This window comes from Pontibacillus sp. ALD_SL1 (genome assembly GCF_017355605.1).
On the sequence record NZ_CP062974.1, the window covers coordinates 3,794,517 to 3,811,075 of the forward strand.

General features: G+C 38.6%; 17 protein-coding genes. 1 reads left to right on the forward strand and 16 read right to left on the reverse strand.

What is annotated here, in order from left to right:
* Positions 1 to 11 precede the first annotated feature (11 nt).
* The 5 genes from rpsF to IMZ31_RS18725 all read right to left on the reverse strand — a co-directional run bounded on the left by rpsF (position 12) and on the right by IMZ31_RS18725 (position 3,967).
* Entirely contained in the window at positions 12 to 302 is a 291-nt protein-coding gene (gene rpsF / locus IMZ31_RS18705) for a 30S ribosomal protein S6 (RefSeq protein WP_036780517.1), read from the reverse strand.
* Between the two features lie 128 nt (positions 303 to 430).
* Positions 431 to 1,531, reverse strand: a complete 1,101-nt coding sequence (gene ychF / locus IMZ31_RS18710; RefSeq protein WP_207528737.1) for a redox-regulated ATPase YchF — start codon at positions 1,529 to 1,531, stop codon at positions 431 to 433.
* A 251-nt stretch (positions 1,532 to 1,782) separates the two neighbouring features.
* Positions 1,783 to 1,989, reverse strand: coding sequence for a DUF951 domain-containing protein (locus IMZ31_RS18715; RefSeq protein WP_207528738.1), 207 nt, complete (start codon positions 1,987 to 1,989; stop codon positions 1,783 to 1,785).
* Between the two features lie 12 nt (positions 1,990 to 2,001).
* The gene (locus IMZ31_RS18720) at positions 2,002 to 2,823 is read right to left on the reverse strand and encodes a mechanosensitive ion channel family protein (RefSeq protein ID WP_207530469.1); all 822 of its coding nucleotides are present in this window, start codon (positions 2,821 to 2,823) and stop codon (positions 2,002 to 2,004) included.
* Positions 2,824 to 2,947: 124 nt separating this feature from the next.
* Entirely contained in the window at positions 2,948 to 3,967 is a 1,020-nt protein-coding gene (locus IMZ31_RS18725; RefSeq protein WP_207528739.1) for a YkvI family membrane protein, read from the reverse strand.
* Positions 3,968 to 4,056: 89 nt separating this feature from the next.
* Between IMZ31_RS18725 and yyaC the strand changes: the two genes are divergently transcribed.
* Positions 4,057 to 4,692, forward strand: coding sequence for a spore protease YyaC (gene yyaC / locus IMZ31_RS18730; RefSeq protein WP_207528740.1), 636 nt, complete (start codon positions 4,057 to 4,059; stop codon positions 4,690 to 4,692).
* Positions 4,693 to 4,753: 61 nt separating this feature from the next.
* Here yyaC and IMZ31_RS18735 read toward each other — a convergent pair whose 3' ends face one another.
* From IMZ31_RS18735 to rpmH, 11 genes are all read right to left on the reverse strand, one after another.
* Positions 4,754 to 5,461, reverse strand: coding sequence for a DUF554 domain-containing protein (locus IMZ31_RS18735; RefSeq protein ID WP_207528741.1), 708 nt, complete (start codon positions 5,459 to 5,461; stop codon positions 4,754 to 4,756).
* Positions 5,462 to 5,577: 116 nt separating this feature from the next.
* Complete coding sequence (locus IMZ31_RS18740; protein WP_207528742.1) at positions 5,578 to 6,420, reverse strand: ParB/RepB/Spo0J family partition protein; 843 nt, start codon at positions 6,418 to 6,420, stop codon at positions 5,578 to 5,580.
* Positions 6,401 to 7,174 carry a ParA family protein gene (locus tag IMZ31_RS18745; protein WP_036780548.1) on the reverse strand — a complete coding sequence of 258 codons (774 nt, stop codon included), beginning with the start codon at positions 7,172 to 7,174 and terminating at the stop codon, positions 6,401 to 6,403. The genes IMZ31_RS18740 and IMZ31_RS18745 overlap by 20 nt, the downstream gene beginning before the upstream one ends.
* 203 nt (positions 7,175 to 7,377) lie before the next feature.
* Positions 7,378 to 8,253 (reverse strand): nucleoid occlusion protein, encoded by an 876-nt coding sequence (gene noc / locus IMZ31_RS18750; protein ID WP_207528743.1) that lies wholly within the window; start codon positions 8,251 to 8,253, stop codon positions 7,378 to 7,380.
* A gap of 752 nt (positions 8,254 to 9,005) precedes the next feature.
* On the reverse strand, positions 9,006 to 9,725 hold the full coding sequence (rsmG, locus tag IMZ31_RS18755; RefSeq protein WP_207528744.1) for a 16S rRNA (guanine(527)-N(7))-methyltransferase RsmG: 720 nt from the start codon (positions 9,723 to 9,725) through the stop codon (positions 9,006 to 9,008).
* 18 nt (positions 9,726 to 9,743) lie between these two features.
* A complete protein-coding gene (mnmG, locus tag IMZ31_RS18760; RefSeq protein WP_207528745.1) occupies positions 9,744 to 11,642 on the reverse strand; it encodes a tRNA uridine-5-carboxymethylaminomethyl(34) synthesis enzyme MnmG in 1,899 nt (632 codons plus the stop codon).
* Between the two features lie 23 nt (positions 11,643 to 11,665).
* Positions 11,666 to 13,042: a tRNA uridine-5-carboxymethylaminomethyl(34) synthesis GTPase MnmE gene (gene mnmE, locus IMZ31_RS18765; RefSeq protein WP_207528746.1), complete on the reverse strand. Its 1,377-nt coding sequence runs from the start codon at positions 13,040 to 13,042 to the stop codon at positions 11,666 to 11,668.
* A gap of 257 nt (positions 13,043 to 13,299) precedes the next feature.
* Positions 13,300 to 14,046 carry an RNA-binding cell elongation regulator Jag/EloR gene (jag, locus tag IMZ31_RS18770; protein WP_207528747.1) on the reverse strand — a complete coding sequence of 249 codons (747 nt, stop codon included), beginning with the start codon at positions 14,044 to 14,046 and terminating at the stop codon, positions 13,300 to 13,302.
* Positions 14,047 to 14,811, reverse strand: a complete 765-nt coding sequence (gene spoIIIJ, locus IMZ31_RS18775) for a YidC family membrane integrase SpoIIIJ (RefSeq protein WP_036780564.1) — start codon at positions 14,809 to 14,811, stop codon at positions 14,047 to 14,049. It lies immediately after the preceding gene.
* An 89-nt stretch (positions 14,812 to 14,900) separates the two neighbouring features.
* Positions 14,901 to 15,254, reverse strand: a complete 354-nt coding sequence (rnpA, locus tag IMZ31_RS18780) for a ribonuclease P protein component (RefSeq protein WP_036780565.1) — start codon at positions 15,252 to 15,254, stop codon at positions 14,901 to 14,903.
* 304 nt (positions 15,255 to 15,558) lie between these two features.
* Positions 15,559 to 15,693, reverse strand: coding sequence for a 50S ribosomal protein L34 (gene rpmH, locus IMZ31_RS18785; protein WP_207528748.1), 135 nt, complete (start codon positions 15,691 to 15,693; stop codon positions 15,559 to 15,561).
* Positions 15,694 to 16,559 lie beyond the last annotated feature (866 nt).

Below are 16,559 nucleotides of genomic sequence, written 5' to 3' on the forward strand. Positions count from 1 at the left end.
AGAACCACTCCTTATTGATCGTCTTCGCGTACAGCGATGTGACGAATAATATCATCAGAATACTTAGCAAGGCGATCAAATTCGTTAACAGCTTGGCTGTCACCGTTGAATTTGATTACCATGTAGTAACCATCACGGAAATCGTTAATTTCATAAGCTAAGCGACGCTTGCCTACTTCTTTAGTTTCAGTAATTTCCGCACCATTATCAGTAAGAACATTGTTGAAACGCTCTACTACTGATTTTTGAGTTTCCTCATCTACGTTTGGGCGGATGATATACATGATCTCGTAATTTCTCATCCGACTTCACCTCCTTTTGGACTTAGCGGCCCTTTTACGGGCAAGGAGTAATTTCTCGTACAATTACTCACAATGTTGTATTATATCAAAGTTAATAGAAAAGCACAACCAAGTTTCCAATTTTACGCTTATACATTAAAGCGGAAATGAATGACATCTCCATCTTTAACTAAATATTCTTTGCCCTCTAAACGAACTTTACCATTTTCTTTAGCCACTGACATTTTACCAGCCTCTACAAGGTCATCATAAGCCACCGTCTCAGCACGGATAAACCCTCTTTCAAAGTCACTGTGAATGATTCCTGCTGCTTGAGGGGCTGTCATTCCTTCTTTAAAGGTCCAAGCACGAACTTCTTGCTCACCTGCTGTAAAGTAAGTAGCTAAACCAAGAAGATTGTATGACGCTTTGATCAGCTGATCAAGACCTGACTCTGCAATGCCTAGATCATCTAAGAATTCTTGTTTTTCTTCTCCTTCAAGCTCAGCAATTTCAGACTCAATCTTTGCACAAACAACAATTACCTGAGCATTCTCTTTTTCAGCAAACTCACGTACAGCTTGTACATGTTCGTTGCCGCTTGGGTCTGCAATTTCATCTTCCCCAACATTAGCCACATATAAAACAGGCTTAGACGTTAGTAAATGAAGCCCTTTTACAATTCTTTGTTGATCATCACTATATTCCAAAGCTCTTGCTGGTACTTCTTCTTCAAGGCCTTCTTTAATCTTTTCAAGAACGGCTTGTTCTGCAAGAGCCTCTTTGTCTTTTTGGCGAGCCATTTTCGCAACTCGATCAAGACGCTTATTCACTGTTTCTAAGTCAGCTAAAATTAGTTCTAAATTGATGGTTTCAATATCTGAAATTGGATCTACTCCACCAGAAACGTGTGTGATGTTATCATCTTGGAAACAACGAACAACGTGGCTGATCGCATCTACTTGACGAATATGAGATAAGAATTGGTTTCCTAACCCTTCACCTTTACTTGCACCCTTCACAATACCTGCGATATCTGTAAACTCGAATGCCGTAGGTACTGTTTTCTTAGGGTTTACTAATTCTGTTAGTTTCTCTAATCTTTCATCTGGAACTTCAACAATACCAACGTTAGGATCAATGGTACAGAACGGGTAGTTAGCTGATTCTGCACCTGCCTGGGTAATTGCATTAAATAAGGTTGATTTCCCAACGTTAGGCAAACCTACAATTCCTGTTGTTAATGACATTAACATTCCACTCCTTAAGGATTACCGTCCACATGAACGTCTGCAGTAACCCAATTATATTGCTCGTCTATACATATGACAAGGAAGCACATTAGAAAAACAAGGGGGAACTCCACCCTTGTTTTTCCATTTATATACTCGCTATTTTCTATTTTTGAGGTGTTCACTAATGTTATTTATTGATTTTCTAGTATACAACATAACATATACATAGATTTTCGTGAAACAACCTTCAAGCTCTTTACTAACTCTTAATTTTGCTTTTCTTCATGTTTCACAAGGACCTTCTTCATCTTGGTTTCAAAGCGTCGTCTCGGGATAAGGACACTATGCCCGCACCCTTCACACTTTATACGTATATCTGCCCCTAAACGAATAATCTTCCATCTATTCTCACCGCATGGGTGCGATTTTTTCATTTGAACAATATCGTTTAAAGAGTATAGTTGATCTGCCATTTGTAATCCTCCTTACGATGTTGTCTCCACGACTTCCTGTTCTTCCTGTCTAGAATACATGACTAAACGAGGGAAAGGTATTTCAATTCCTTGTTCATCTAATCTGTTCTTCAGTTCCTTGCGAAGCATACGAGCAATCGGCCAATGTTCCATTGGGTCTGTCTCAGCTATAATTCTTAGCACAACATCAGAGGAACCTAAACTTTGTACACCAAGAAGTTCAGGTGTACCCCTTAACTCCTGATATCGTTTAGGTAACTCTTGGAGCAAGCCTTCTATAACCGCTTCTGCTCGTATAATGTCTCCCTCATAAGCAATGCTGACATCAACCACAGCTATACTGTTATGAACCGAGAAGTTCGTCACTTCATTAATACTACCGTTTGGTATAATGTGGAGTTTTCCCGTCCAATGCTTAATTTTCGTTGTACGAAGTCCGATCTCTTCAACAAATCCTTCTGAGCTTGACGTTTGGACGTAATCTCCTACTGAAAATTGATCTTCAAATATAATGAAAAAGCCAGTAATGATGTCTTTCACCAAGTTTTGAGCTCCAAAGCCAATAGCCAATCCAGCAATGCCTGCGCCAGCTAGTAAGGTTCTCACATCAATACTAATGGTATCTAAAATCATAATCGCTGCCGTGAAGTAAACCATGTATGTGAGCGTATTTTCCAATAGCTTTACGAGAGTAAGCTCACGCCGTTGAGTAATTTTAAAAGGACCTTTCCTTCTTCGTTTAAAAATGTTTTGAATGACTTGTTTACCAAACTTAATAATAAAATAAGAAAGTATTACTATAACGATTATATTTAAAACGCCTTTACCAAGCATCACCCATAAATCTGGCCCAGTTACATAATCAACAGAACTCGTCCATTTACCTTGTAACCAATTCCACAATGTGCTCCGTCCCCTCCCCCATTAAACCTTCATAATAAACTATTGTATCAGCTTTTCAACTGATTTTGTATCGATTTAAGAAGGGGTATAACAAAATAGCCGAAAGCACATAGAGGTTTAACAAACCATACAGTGGATATAGATACTTTATCAATGTGGAGAAACCAATACTAGTTAGGGGGAGCATTAGTAACAGCGTAATGGCAGCCAGAAGCCAAAGAGGTCCTTTCAACCGATTTCTAAACCTTGTAATTAACCCGAGAACACCAGATGCTGCCGTTGTAAAAATGGCAATCCATAACAGAAAAGATATAAACAGAAACATCTCATAAGGGTAATGTTTAAGGATGGCAAACAAGGGAATTTCATAAAGTAAAATGTCATCTGCTATCTGAATAAGACTACTATTGTAAATAAACGATATAGAGCCTAGTACAAGACCGCTCCCAATACTTGCAATCCATATTTCTCCTTTATAGCGAACTTCACTTCCTACAGCGCCTAGAACAGCAATAAGAGGCAGGATATTAAGTGCAGTAAAAGGGAAAGCGGCTGGCCAATTACTCTGCTCTCCGATATGAGAAAAAATAGAGAGTTCTTGCTGAACAGAGAACAAAATCAACACATACAACAGGCCCCCAATCAGCAAAGGCAATATAATACTATTCATAGATAAGATCCCTTTAATATCCCACACGAACACTAGAATAAGAGGAACGATAATAGCAATAATCCCTAACCAATATGAGAAATGAAATGCCTGCCAAGTGGCTCCACTACCAGCTAGCATAATAACAGTTGTAGTGAAAAGGTAAAGAATGATCATTCCATCGTACAGTAAAGTTAAATGGTCACCTACAATTGTACGAAGAACAGGAAGGTAATGCTTCGACTTCTTCTCGAAACTTATCCTCAAGATGACGTAACAGGAAATTGTAAAGAGTATGGTAAAAATCAGAATAGCAAGTCCACTCTCATGACCAAAAAACTGCCATAATTCCCTACCTGAAGCGTATCCTGCTCCAATCATAGTCCCAATGATCAAGAACATCCATTTCATACCAGATCGAATCATATTTTTCCTCCTACCTTCTTTCTTCGTCTATGTATAGAATTCGAAAAATCGCTGTATACTAATAACAATATGACTACGGAGGAAAAGCTATGAATCTAAAGCAAAGACTTTTTTCTCAGAAAACAGAACATCGCTACCATTTTGAAGATGAGCAGTTAATGTTGGGTTTAACTCAGACACTTAAAGAATGGGTGCCTGCTAATCGAGAAATTGTCATTGTCTGTATTGGTACCGACCGTTCTACTGGTGATTCTCTCGGCCCTTTAATTGGGACGCTCCTTGAAGAGAACCATCTTCAACGTATTCACGTGTACGGAACACTTAGTGAACCTGTCCATGCCGTTAACTTGAATGAAAAACTTGAATTGATTCAAAAACGCTATCATCGCCCATACATTATAGGAATTGATGCATGTTTAGGTAAATTATCATCTGTTGGGAATATCATTTTAGGTCAGGGTCCTGTGAAACCAGGAGCAGCTGTAAAAAAGCAACTCCCTGACGTAGGAGAGATCCACCTTACAGGTGTGGTGAATGTTAGTGGTTTTATGGAGTATTTTGTACTGCAAAACACACGCTTAAATATTGTAATGCAAATGGCTAAGCAAATGGCCAAAGCACTCAAAACCTTTGATGAACATATGGGGAAGGCTGAAATATCAAAGCCTGTTACAACCGATCCACTCACACAAAAAAGAAAACGTTGGTTACCGATAAAGGAATAGCGCTCCATAAAAAAAGAGCAAGAACCTGAGGGTTCTTGCTCTTCTTTCATTTTCTAGAAATCTAAATCCCTAATTTCAGCCACCCATAAAGGATAAAGCCAATAAACAGTAAACTCGGTAACAAATTAGCCACACGTACTTTCGTTATATGAAGGATATTAAGTCCGATGGCAACGATTAAAATTCCGCCAGTAGCTGTCATTTCGACAATAAAGACATCCATGAAATCCTGGGGAATCCAATTATGGATTTGGGTAGATAACAAGGCTATCCCTCCCTCATATAAGAGAACCGGAATAACCGATAGCATAACGCCCCACCCTAATGTCGTCGTTAAAACAAGGGCTACAAATGAATCTATAATTGCTTTTGTCACTAACACGTCGTGGTCTCCCCGTATTCCACTATCAAGGGCTCCTACGACAGCCATTGCTCCGATTACAAAAATTAAGGAGGCGGTTATAAAACCTTCTGAAACAGAGGAATGCTTACCTTTACTGAACTTTGACTCTAAGAAAGCACCTAGTTTCTCAAACCGCTCCTCAAGTTTGAGCCACTCTCCGGCAAAAGCTCCAAACAGTAAACTAAGAAGCATTACAATAATCTGGTCTGTTTGTATTGCCATACGTAAACCAATAAGCGTTACAGCTAACCCGATGCCGTTCATAGTCGTTTCTTTCGTTTTTTCAGGTATCTTATTAAAAAATAACCCTATTAAACTACCTAATAAAATACCTATACCATTTACAAGTGTGCCAAATAAAATCATTGATTGTCTTCCTCCAACAAACTTAGCCATGTTTCATGTGAAACAGTACGATAAAAATCTGCTTAAGATATGAAAAAAGCCTGATGCTTGCATAGACAAGCACCAGGTATAAGTCTTTATTCTTCAAAGTAGTGTAGAATTCGATCCAGGTCCTCTTCAGAGAAAAATTCAATTTCAATTTTCCCTTTCCGTTTACCCTTCTGAATAGTAACCCCTGTTCCTAATCTTTCTTGAAGAAGGGACTCCCTCTCTTGAATAAAGATATCTTTTTTCACTTTTTTCTTCTTATTCTTTTGCATGTTCTTTTCATTTAATTGAATAATGTACTGCTCTACCTGACGTACATTTAATCCTTCTTTACGGATTTTTTCAACGAGCGGTAGGAGTTGATTTTTATCCTTCAATCCTAACAAAGCTCTTCCTTGTCCCATTGAAAGTTCTCCGTTATTAATAAGCTCTCCTACAGGTTTAGGAAGCGACAATAGACGAACTAAGTTCGCAATGTGAGGGCGACTTTTCCCTAGACGCTTAGCTAACTGTTCCTGCGTTAAATTAAGCTCTTTCATCAAGTTTGAATAGGCTTGTGCTTCTTCAATCGGAGTGAGATCCTCTCGTTGAAGATTTTCAAGTAAAGCCAATTCCATCATATGTTGTTCGGATAGATCACGGATGACAGCGGGAACAGTATTCAGACCCGCTTCTGTTGCAGCTCTGTACCGTCTTTCACCCACTACAATGTCATACCCTTTTATACTTTTCCGTACAATAATAGGTTGAAGGATTCCATATTGGAGAATTGATTCTTTCAATTCTTCAATAGCTTTTGGATCAAAAACCTTTCTTGGCTGATAAGGATTGGGACGACATTCTTGAACAGAAATTTCTTGTACCTTTTCCTCTTCTGTTACTTCCACTGATGGAAAGATGGAGCCTAGGCCCTTACCTAACCCTCTGGCCATTCGTCATCACTTCCTTTGCTAATTCTAAGTAAACTTCAGCGCCACGGGATTTTGGATCGTAAAGAATAATGGGTTGTCCATGACTTGGAGCTTCACCTAAACGAACGTTACGAGGTATAACGGATCCATACACTTTGTCTTGAAAGTACTTCTTAACTTCATCAATAACTTGTATTCCTAAATTGGTACGAGCATCTAGCATTGTAAGTAATACGCCTTCTATCATGAGTTGCTTATTCAAGTGCTTTTGCACGAGGCGCACAGTATTTAACAGCTGACTCAATCCTTCTAGTGCATAATATTCGCATTGCACAGGAATTAAAACAGTGTCTGAAGCCGTCAAAGCATTGATAGTCAGTAAACCCAAGGATGGAGGACAGTCAATAATGACGTAATCATATTCATCCTTTACTGAGTCAATCGCTTTCTTTAAGCGGACTTCACGTGAAATCGTTGGAACAAGTTCAATTTCTGCACCTGCTAACTGGATCGTGGCAGGTATAGCATCTAAATTTTCCACCATCGTAGGAACCTTCACATACTTCGCTTCTAAGTCTTCCACTAGCACATTGTATACACATTGATCCATATCAGCTTTTTCAATACCAACCCCGCTTGTTGCATTTCCTTGTGGATCAATATCAACTAATAATACCTTGTGATTCAAATATGCTAAGCATGCACTTAGACTTACAGCTGTAGTGGTCTTTCCCACTCCGCCTTTTTGATTAGCAACGGCGATTACTTTACCCATGATGTCACCTACCTCTAATCTGTCAAATCTTTCATTTTTATTTTATCATCTTTTAACCCTATAAGAAGAAATAAATCAGATAAAATCATAAACTAAAATCTCTAATCTAGTCCTTTATAGATCCTTGACTTCTTCTAGAGATAAAGAGTTTATGTGAAAAAAACCCACCTTATGTGCGTCACAAAAGATGGGGAGTACTAGCATCATGATTGTTTTTTAGGAATCTTAATAGTGATTTGATAGTAATCATCATAATCTTCTTCATCCGTTTCAAGATCAATACCTGTGTCGGAGACCATCGTAAGCGATTGTTTAATTGTGTTCATCGCAATGCGCATATCTTTACTAATCCCTTTTAACTGTGGCTTACGCTTTTGAGGCTTTTGTTCCCCTTCGCGCATCTTAGCTATCTTTTCTTCTGTTTGCTTTACATTAAGGGACTTTTCGATAATTTCTTGTAGCAACTGCTCCTGTTTTTCAGGATCTTTCAGTGCAATAAGAGCACGAGCATGTCGTTCTGTAATTTTTTTATCAAGAATGGCTTGTTGAACTACATCTGGAAGCTTCAGTAACCGTAATTTATTCGCAATTGTCGATTGGCTTTTTCCAAGCCGCTGCGCTAAAGCCTCCTGCGTTAAGTTATGGATTTCTAATAACTTTGCATAAGCCATTGCCTCTTCAATAACGGTTAACTCTTCTCGTTGTAAATTCTCAATTAAAGCAACGGAAGCGGTTTGTGCTTCATCCATTTCTCTGATAATAGCTGAAACATTCTCCCACCCTAAATGCTGGACAGCTCTCCAACGACGCTCACCAGCTATTAATTCATAACCAGCATTTTCACCTTGCATCTTGCGAACAACAATAGGCTGAATCATACCATGTGTTTGAATGGTCTGAGCCAACTCTTCAATCTTGTCATGGTTGAAAATTGTACGCGGCTGATAGCGATTCGGTTGAATAGTATGCACTGGTAATTGAATAACTTCATCAGGATGATAGTCTTGTCGTTCTTGATCTTTCTCTTCCGCTTCGGACTTATCCCCTATTCCAAATATGCGGCTGAATGGGTGTTTCATCCTTTGACACCACCTTTTCTACTTTCACCCTTTATGGGTACCCTTCGTGTTATCATCTAAGGTATGTTTCACGTGAAACAGCAAAAGAAACCATTATAGAAAACATCTCTTTTCGATAGAGATGCGAGGATCCATGTATTGTTCTCTTCTTTTATCCTTGAGAAAGGAAGGATAAAATTTTGAAAGTGCAAAAAAGCGCTGCAGCGGAGGCTGCCGCGCATATAACGTTCATTTGCGATTTATAGAAGCAGTCTTCTTCTATTATCGTATAATTCTATCTATATTTTAGCACATAATCTATGAAATGAGCAGGGAGAGCTTGAAAATCTTTTCAAATATTCCTGCCTCAGAAAACTACAGAGCTTCTACTCCTGATCATAATATGTATATATTCTCCACTTATTGACACAAATCCTTCTAACTCATCAACTCCCTTACATCATTCGATGAAATATAAGATTTTCGTAGGTCATCCATACACCTAGTACATAAGTTTAACGTATTCCCAATATAAGCGTTGGTATAAACAAATGGTATGAAAGCTTGTTTCAACAAAGTATTGAGTTAGACAGCAGTTGGAATGAAAGCAATAGAATCCTGACATGTTTTTAATGAAAGGCTTATGATAGATTAACAGAATTCTTACCTTCTCTACAAATAAAACCTTTAATTGAAGCTCTGTTAACAAGAAATACAAAAAACACATGAGATTTCTTAACCAGAAAACCCATGTGTTCAAAATTCTCTATTCTTTATTGTGTGAGAGGGCTTTTATTTGGAAGACCCGCTTTACGCGGATATTTCTTTGGTGTTTTACGACGCTTATGATAGATTCCGATATTACGCTCACTATCTTCTTCAGGTAAATAGAAAGTGTGATGGTTTTCTAATTCAGCACCAAGGAGACTTGTCGCAAAAGCTGCATCTTCCAATTCATCTTTAAAGGATGCGCCCTTCATTGCAACGAACTTACCTCCAACTTTTGTAAGAGGCAGACATAATTCGCTTAAAACAGATAGTCTCGCTACAGCGCGGGCTGTTACCATATCGTACTGTTCCCTAAACTGTTGGTTCTTCCCGAAGTTCTCAGCGCGATCGTGATAGAAAGCAACATCATCGAGATCTAGCTTTGTAGCTAAATGATTTAAAAATGTAATACGCTTCTTCAACGAATCGACAATCGTTACTTTTAGTTGCGGGAAGACAATTTTTAAAGGGAGGCTAGGGAATCCTGCCCCAGCTCCCACATCACAAATCGATAAAGGTTGATTGAAATCTAAATAAAAAGCTGCTGTTATTGAATCGTAAAAGTGCTTTAAATATACACTTTCTTCATCTGTAATAGCCGTTAGATTCATTTTTTCGTTCCACTCAACTAGGGCTTCAAAATAATCATGGAACTGCTTTTCTTGTTTATCATTTAGCTCAATCCCTTGATCTTGTAAAGCTTTAAGAAAGGTTTCTTTGTTCATGACACCGGTCCTTTCTGCTTAGGCTTCATCTCCAGAGACCTTAGCAATTTTTCCTTGTTCTATATAAACAAGTAAGATTGATACATCAGCTGGGTTCACACCAGAGACACGAGAAGCCTGACCTACTGATAAAGGACGAACCTCTTTAAGGCGATCCCTCGCTTCAGAAGCAATACCATGGATATCATCATAATCAATGTCCTCTGGAATCTTCTTGTTTTCCATTTTTCTCATACGCTCAATTTGTTGCTCTGACTTTTGGATATAACCCGCATATTTCGTATGAATCTCAACTTGTTCTTCTACTGCTTCAGGAAGTTCTTTTTTCTCCTCAAGAAGACTTGCGACCATTTCATACTTCATTTCTGGTCGTTTGAGTAAATCATACGCATTTACTGCATCTTTAAGAGGTGAGCCACCCGCTTGTTGAATGACCTCTTGAACCTGATCTGTTGCTTTAATCGTAATCCCCTTCAGACGTTCAATTTCTTCTTGGATCATACGTTTCTTATCTTGGAAACGACCATAACGATCTTCAGAAATCATCCCAATTTCATAACCAATGTCCGTAAGACGAAGGTCTGCGTTATCATGACGCAAAATAAGGCGATACTCAGCACGAGAAGTAAGAAGACGATACGGTTCATCTGTCCCTTTTGTTACTAAGTCATCAATAAGAACACCGATATAAGCTTGAGAACGATCTAGAATAACCGGTTCTTTGCCAAGTACTTTAGAAGCTGCATTAATACCTGCCATTAAACCTTGAGCCGCGGCTTCTTCATATCCAGAAGTACCGTTTATTTGACCAGCTGTAAACAAACCTTCAACTGCTTTTAATTCGAGTGTTGGCCAAAGCTGGGTTGGGATGACAGAATCATACTCAATCGCATAGCCAGCTCGCATGATTTCAGCTTTTTCAAGACCTGGCACAGTCTCGATCATTTGCTTTTGAATGTTTTCAGGTAGGGAAGTAGACAGGCCTTGTACATAAACCTCTTCTGTATTTCTACCTTCAGGTTCTAAAAAGACCTGGTGACGAGGTTTATCATGGAAACGAACAATTTTGTCTTCAACAGAAGGGCAGTAACGAGGCCCTGTACCTTTCACCATTCCTGAATACATTGCAGATGAACTTAAGTTGTCATCAATAATCTTATGAGTAAATTCATTCGTATACGTTAGCCAACAAGGAATTTGATCCATAATATATTCTGTTGTCTCATAGGAGAATGCACGGGGAACCTCATCCCCTGGCTGAATTTCTGTTTTTGAATAGTCAATTGAATGACTGTTTACGCGCATTGGAGTTCCTGTTTTAAAGCGAACCATCTTAATACCAAGTTCTTCAAGTTGAACAGATAAATCTGTAGAAGCGCGTTGGTTATTAGGCCCACTCTCATAGGCTAAATCTCCAATGAGTACTTTACTACGCATGAATGTTCCGGTTGTAACAATGACAGAGTCTGCTGTATAGGCGGCCTTTGTCTCTGTTACGACACCTTTACATACTCCGTCTTCTACCATAAGTTCTTTAACCATTCCCTGACGAATGGTTAGGTTTGGTTCATTCTCAATGACTTTTTTCATTTCTTGAATATATAAGTGTTTGTCAGCTTGGGCACGAAGAGCACGCACAGCTGGGCCTTTTCTTGTATTTAATAAACGCATTTGAATATACGTTTTATCAATTACTTTGGCCATTTCTCCACCTAAGGCATCAATTTCACGAACGACAACACCTTTTGCCGGTCCTCCAATTGAAGGGTTACAAGGCATAAAGGCGATCATATCTAGATTTAACGTCAACATTAATGTCTTCGCTCCGCGACGGGCAGCCGCTAATCCAGCTTCTACACCTGCATGACCAGCACCAATAACAATAACGTCATAATGTCCTGCATCAAAAGTATTCATGACTCTCTCTCCTTAACTCACTTTTATTTTCCTAAACAAAACTGAGAGAATAACTGATCAATTAAGCTTTCTTGAACCGTATCGCCTACGATTTCACCAAGAAGCTCCCATGTTCGGGTTACATCGATTTGAACCATATCAATCGGCATACCTGCATTCATTCCATCCATTGCGTCTTCTAACGTTTCTTTAGCTTGATTTAGCAGTTGGACGTGACGAACATTCGAAAGGTACGTCATATCACCCGTATCAATATCTCCTTCAAAGAAGATATCTGATATAGATGATTCTAATTGATCAATACCTTGCTCTTCAATTAACGACGTCGATACTATAGGATGATCACCCGCTACTTCGCGTAATTCATCCATGTCTATTTGTTGAGGCAAATCTGTCTTGTTTACAATAACAATTACATCCATGCCTTCAACTGCTTCAAATAATTTTTTGTCCTCTTGCGTGATCGTGTCACCATTATTTAAGACAAGTAAAATTAAGTCCGCTTCTTGTAAAACTTGGCGTGACTTTTCAACACCAATTTTCTCAACCAAGTCTTCTGTTTCACGAATTCCTGCGGTGTCAATTAGACGAAGCGGAACCCCTCTGACGTTTACATACTCCTCAATGACATCACGAGTTGTTCCAGGAACTTCTGTAACAATCGCTTTATTCTCATGAACTAATGCGTTCATTAAAGAGGACTTCCCTACGTTCGGACGACCCACAATAGCTGTTCCAAGGCCTTCACGAAGTATTTTCCCTTGTTTAGCCGTTCTTAACAGTCGTTCAATTTCTTGGTGAACCTGTCGGGTGTTTTGAATCATTAAATCGTTCGTCATTTCTTCAACGTCATCATATTCTGGATAATCAATATTGACCTCTACTTGGGCTAATACCTCGAGTAGTTCTTGTCTTAATTTCTGAATTAAATGGGATAGACGACCATCCATTTGCTTTAAAGCTACGTTCATAGCGCGATCAGTCTTAGCACGGATTAAATCCATAACTGCTTCTGCCTGGGATAAATCGATACGACCATTTAAAAAAGCACGCTTAGTAAATTCACCTGGCTCCGCTAAACGGGCACCTTGTGACAAAGTTAACTCTAAAACACGGTTTACAGAAACAAGACCACCATGACAGTTGATCTCTACTATATCTTCACGAGTGAACGTTTTAGGAGCACGCATGACAGAAACCATTACTTCTTCTACCATTTCATTCGTTTTAGGGTCTAGTAACTTTCCATAATGAATCGTGTGAGTGTCGACCTCGTTTAAATCTTTACCCTGAAACATTCCGTTTGCTACCGAAACCGCTTCTGGACCACTTAAACGAACTATAGCGATCGCTCCCTCCCCAACGGGGGTTGATATCGCACTTATAGTATCTGTTTCCATGCTCTCACCTCTTTCCTCATCTTAATTATATTTTATCCACAATTGTTTGATTTATATAGTCACTAACTTATTAGATTAGCACATAACACAATTCTTTGAAAAGCTTTTACTTCAAACTATTTGTATATACGGAGTGTTATCCACATGTGGATAATCTATTCTGTCTACTTCGCTTCGACCACTTGTATCGTCGATCCACGTGACTAGCCCTGATCACAAGAAATGCCCCCGGTCCTCGACCAGGGGCATCTTAAACGTTATTCGGGTTTTATAACAACATGACGATGCGGTTCTGAACCATCAGAGTACGTCGAAACCTGTTTGTTATGCTGAAGGGCAGCGTGAATAATTTTTCTCTCATAAGAAGGCATTGATTCAAGCGCAATCTCATTCTTCGTTCGAACGGCTTTGTCAGCCAAACGAGTTGCTAAACCAGAAAGTGTTTCTTTCCTTCTTTCTCTATATCCTTCGGCATCTACAATCGCCGTCAAATACTGATGACCATCCCTGTTAATGACCAACTGAGCTAATGACTGTAAAGCATTTAGTGTTTGCCCACGCTTCCCAATGAGTAAAGCAATTTTATCCCCTTTGAGCTCAAAAATAACTTCTTTACTCTTTTTCTGAACGGTTACATGGATCGGAGCCCCCATTTGGTTACCGACCTGTTCTAAATACTCCTTCGTTGCCTCAATCGCATCTTCCACATTAGATGTTTTCTTCACGTGTTCTTCCGTTACACGATAACTTTCACGTTCTTTTGTACTTTCTCTTTGGTCAGCAGGTTCTTCAGTTGGTTCTGGTGCGATTGAAACCGTTTCTTCTTTAGCGGTTACCATCATAACCTTCACAATAGCTTTCTTAGCACCAAACACACCGAAGAATCCTTTTTTACCTTCGTCAATTATTTCTACATTAACTTGGTCCCTCGAGGTGTTTAACTGCTCTAACGCTGAACGGACCGCGTCCTCAACTGTTTGTCCAGTAGCAGTTACTTGTCTCACTTACTTCGCTCCCTCTGTTTCTGTATCCTTCATCATTGGCTTACGAATAAAAACAGTTTGTGCAATCATAAATAAGTTACCTACTACCCAGTAAAGTGCTAGTGCTGCTGGGAAGTTTAATGCAAAAATACCAATCATAACCGGCATAATGTAAAGCATCATTTTCATTTGCGGATTTTGATCCATTGTCCCAGCCATCATTAACTTTTGCTGAATAAATGTTGTTGCAGCAGCGACGAGTGGCATAATGAAGAACGGATCTGGTGCACCTAATTCAAACCATAGGAAACTATGGGTTTCAATTTCCTGCGTACGAACAATTGCATGATAAAACGCAATTAAAATCGGCATTTGTAAAAGAATCGGGAAACAACCAGCTAGTGGGTTTACCCCATTTTTCTGGAACAATTGCATTGTTTCTTGTTGTAGCTGTTGCTGAGTTTTCTGATCTTTTGAGCTATACTTTTGTCTTAGCTCTTGTAATTGTGGTTGTATTTCCTGCATAGCTTTAGAGCTCTTTAACTGTTTAACGTTTAACGGCAACAGAATCAAGCGAATGATCAGTGTTACGACTACAATAGATAAACCGTAGCTTTCACTAAACAAGCCTGCGAAATACTTAATTAACAGCGACAGTGGATATACGAAATACTCATTCCAAAATCCTGTACTTTCAGATGTAATGTTTTGATCAATTTGCGTACATCCCGATAGTACAACAAGAAGTCCTGTCAGCGTTAATAAAAAAAGGACCTTCTTTCGCAACGTTTCTTCCTCCTTATTATCCCAAACGGTAATATTCCAGTAATACATGTATTCTATCATTAGTGACTGGCAAGCTTCTATATCAAATCTTAAGCTTTTACTGATTTCGCTAAAAGATTTGTTTTCTTTAAAACGTGAGACAAACTTTTCTTGATCTCTTGGAAGTTCATTTGATTTGTTGGCTTTCTGGCAATGACAACTATATCGTAATTTTGCTCCATTCGTGGCTCAAGTTCAAGAAAGGCTTGTCTCAAGTAACGCTTTATCTGATTTCTCATGACCGCGTTTCCGATTTTTTTGCTTACTGAAAGGCCAATTCGGAAGTGAGGTTGTTCCTCTTTTTTTACGTAGTAGAGCACCAGTTGTCTATTAGCAAATGAAGAACCTTTTTTAAAAACATGTTGAAATTCTTCATTTTTTTTAATGCGATATTGTTTCTTCATAATTTCATCCTCACTCTTAAAGAAAAGCGTAGTGCTCCTTAGGAAGCACGAGTTTCCAATCGTTTAGATATGCAAAGTATCTAGTCAACCAGTCACGACCATCAGTCGTTCCTACTTTTATTCTCAACATAAAAAACGTATTCCCCCTGCTTACAGCATATCCCCTACAGAAAAAAGTTATATCATACAAAACAGCATTTTCTTAAAGAAATATTAGATCAGCGCCACTATAGATGGCTTAGTGAGGAATACGTTTTATTTACGTTCAAACTAGAAAAAAGACCACTGACATATGTTCAGTGGCCTATGCAGATAATGTTTTTCTACCTTTGCGACGACGGCGCGCTAGTACTTTACGTCCGTTTGCAGAACTCATACGAGTACGGAAGCCGTGCACTTTTTTACGTTTACGGTTATTTGGTTGAAATGTACGTTTCATTGTATAGACACCTCCCTGAGGATTGAATAAATTCAAAAACTAAAAAGACAGTCCAATTCATTATAAGAAGGATAGGCATAAAAAGTCAACTTTCTTTTTAGGTTTGTAACGAATAGCTCCAATAGTTAGAAAGCATACTCTAGTCATGTCACCTTAAATGACCATTATGATCTTCTCGTATTTTTTTCATTCTCACTTCATAAGAATAATTTAGGATCAATTTTCCCCCGATTTATTCAACTCCATTCAAATCTATTCCCTTCACTTAAGAACTTAATATATAAATCCAACGTTTAAATCACTGGATCCACCCAAGAAGGTAAGCTATTTCTTTTACGTTAAATAAAGTGTTTAATCAGGGCATTATTTTCTGTACACTTTGTCTGTGAATAACTTTAAAACCGATTTTCGACTATCCACACCAATTATCGACAAGATAATCACAAAATATAGTGTTGTGGATAAAATTTATCTACAAGCAGTAGACAATGTGGATAACCAACCAAAAACCATTGCAACTCCGGGATTTATTTGGTATTATATTTGTGTTTTAGTAATGAATAACCTAACACACCAAACATTCTTTTCCACAGGTTGTGGATAAGGTGTGGACATCTATTCACAACGGTGTGCATTTACTTATCAACAATATTGTGGATTGTGCTTATAAGTTTAATGGAGACTGTTATAGTAACAGTTGTGCTTCCACAGAATTATAAGTCCTTAAGATTGCACAAAAGTTGTACAACCCACCTCCGGATCTCCTTTCTTCTATGTTTTATTTACTAAGAAAGGTAGGATACGTGAGGTTTTTTGTTTCATAGACTCTTCTTTATTATTTTTATGCTCGAAAGGGGTGAAATTTG

Bases quoted from the DNA above. Each gene is read 5' to 3' on its own strand.
- rpsF (WP_036780517.1), bottom strand. From the start codon at position 302: ATGAGAAATTACGAGATCATGTATATCATCCGCCCAAACGTAGATGAG.
- ychF (WP_207528737.1), bottom strand. From the start codon at position 1,531: ATGTCATTAACAACAGGAATTGTAGGTTTGCCTAACGTTGGGAAATCA.
- IMZ31_RS18715 (WP_207528738.1), bottom strand. From the start codon at position 1,989: ATGGCAGATCAACTATACTCTTTAAACGATATTGTTCAAATGAAAAAA.
- IMZ31_RS18720 (WP_207530469.1), bottom strand. From the start codon at position 2,823: ATGCTTGGTAAAGGCGTTTTAAATATAATCGTTATAGTAATACTTTCT.
- IMZ31_RS18725 (WP_207528739.1), bottom strand. From the start codon at position 3,967: ATGATTCGATCTGGTATGAAATGGATGTTCTTGATCATTGGGACTATG.
- yyaC (WP_207528740.1), top strand. From the start codon at position 4,057: ATGAATCTAAAGCAAAGACTTTTTTCTCAGAAAACAGAACATCGCTAC.
- IMZ31_RS18735 (WP_207528741.1), bottom strand. From the start codon at position 5,461: ATGATTTTATTTGGCACACTTGTAAATGGTATAGGTATTTTATTAGGT.
- IMZ31_RS18740 (WP_207528742.1), bottom strand. From the start codon at position 6,420: ATGGCCAGAGGGTTAGGTAAGGGCCTAGGCTCCATCTTTCCATCAGTG.
- IMZ31_RS18745 (WP_036780548.1), bottom strand. From the start codon at position 7,174: ATGGGTAAAGTAATCGCCGTTGCTAATCAAAAAGGCGGAGTGGGAAAG.
- noc (WP_207528743.1), bottom strand. From the start codon at position 8,253: ATGAAACACCCATTCAGCCGCATATTTGGAATAGGGGATAAGTCCGAA.
- rsmG (WP_207528744.1), bottom strand. From the start codon at position 9,725: ATGAACAAAGAAACCTTTCTTAAAGCTTTACAAGATCAAGGGATTGAG.
- mnmG (WP_207528745.1), bottom strand. From the start codon at position 11,642: ATGAATACTTTTGATGCAGGACATTATGACGTTATTGTTATTGGTGCT.
- mnmE (WP_207528746.1), bottom strand. From the start codon at position 13,042: ATGGAAACAGATACTATAAGTGCGATATCAACCCCCGTTGGGGAGGGA.
- rnpA (WP_036780565.1), bottom strand. From the start codon at position 15,254: ATGAAGAAACAATATCGCATTAAAAAAAATGAAGAATTTCAACATGTT.
- rpmH (WP_207528748.1), bottom strand. From the start codon at position 15,693: ATGAAACGTACATTTCAACCAAATAACCGTAAACGTAAAAAAGTGCAC.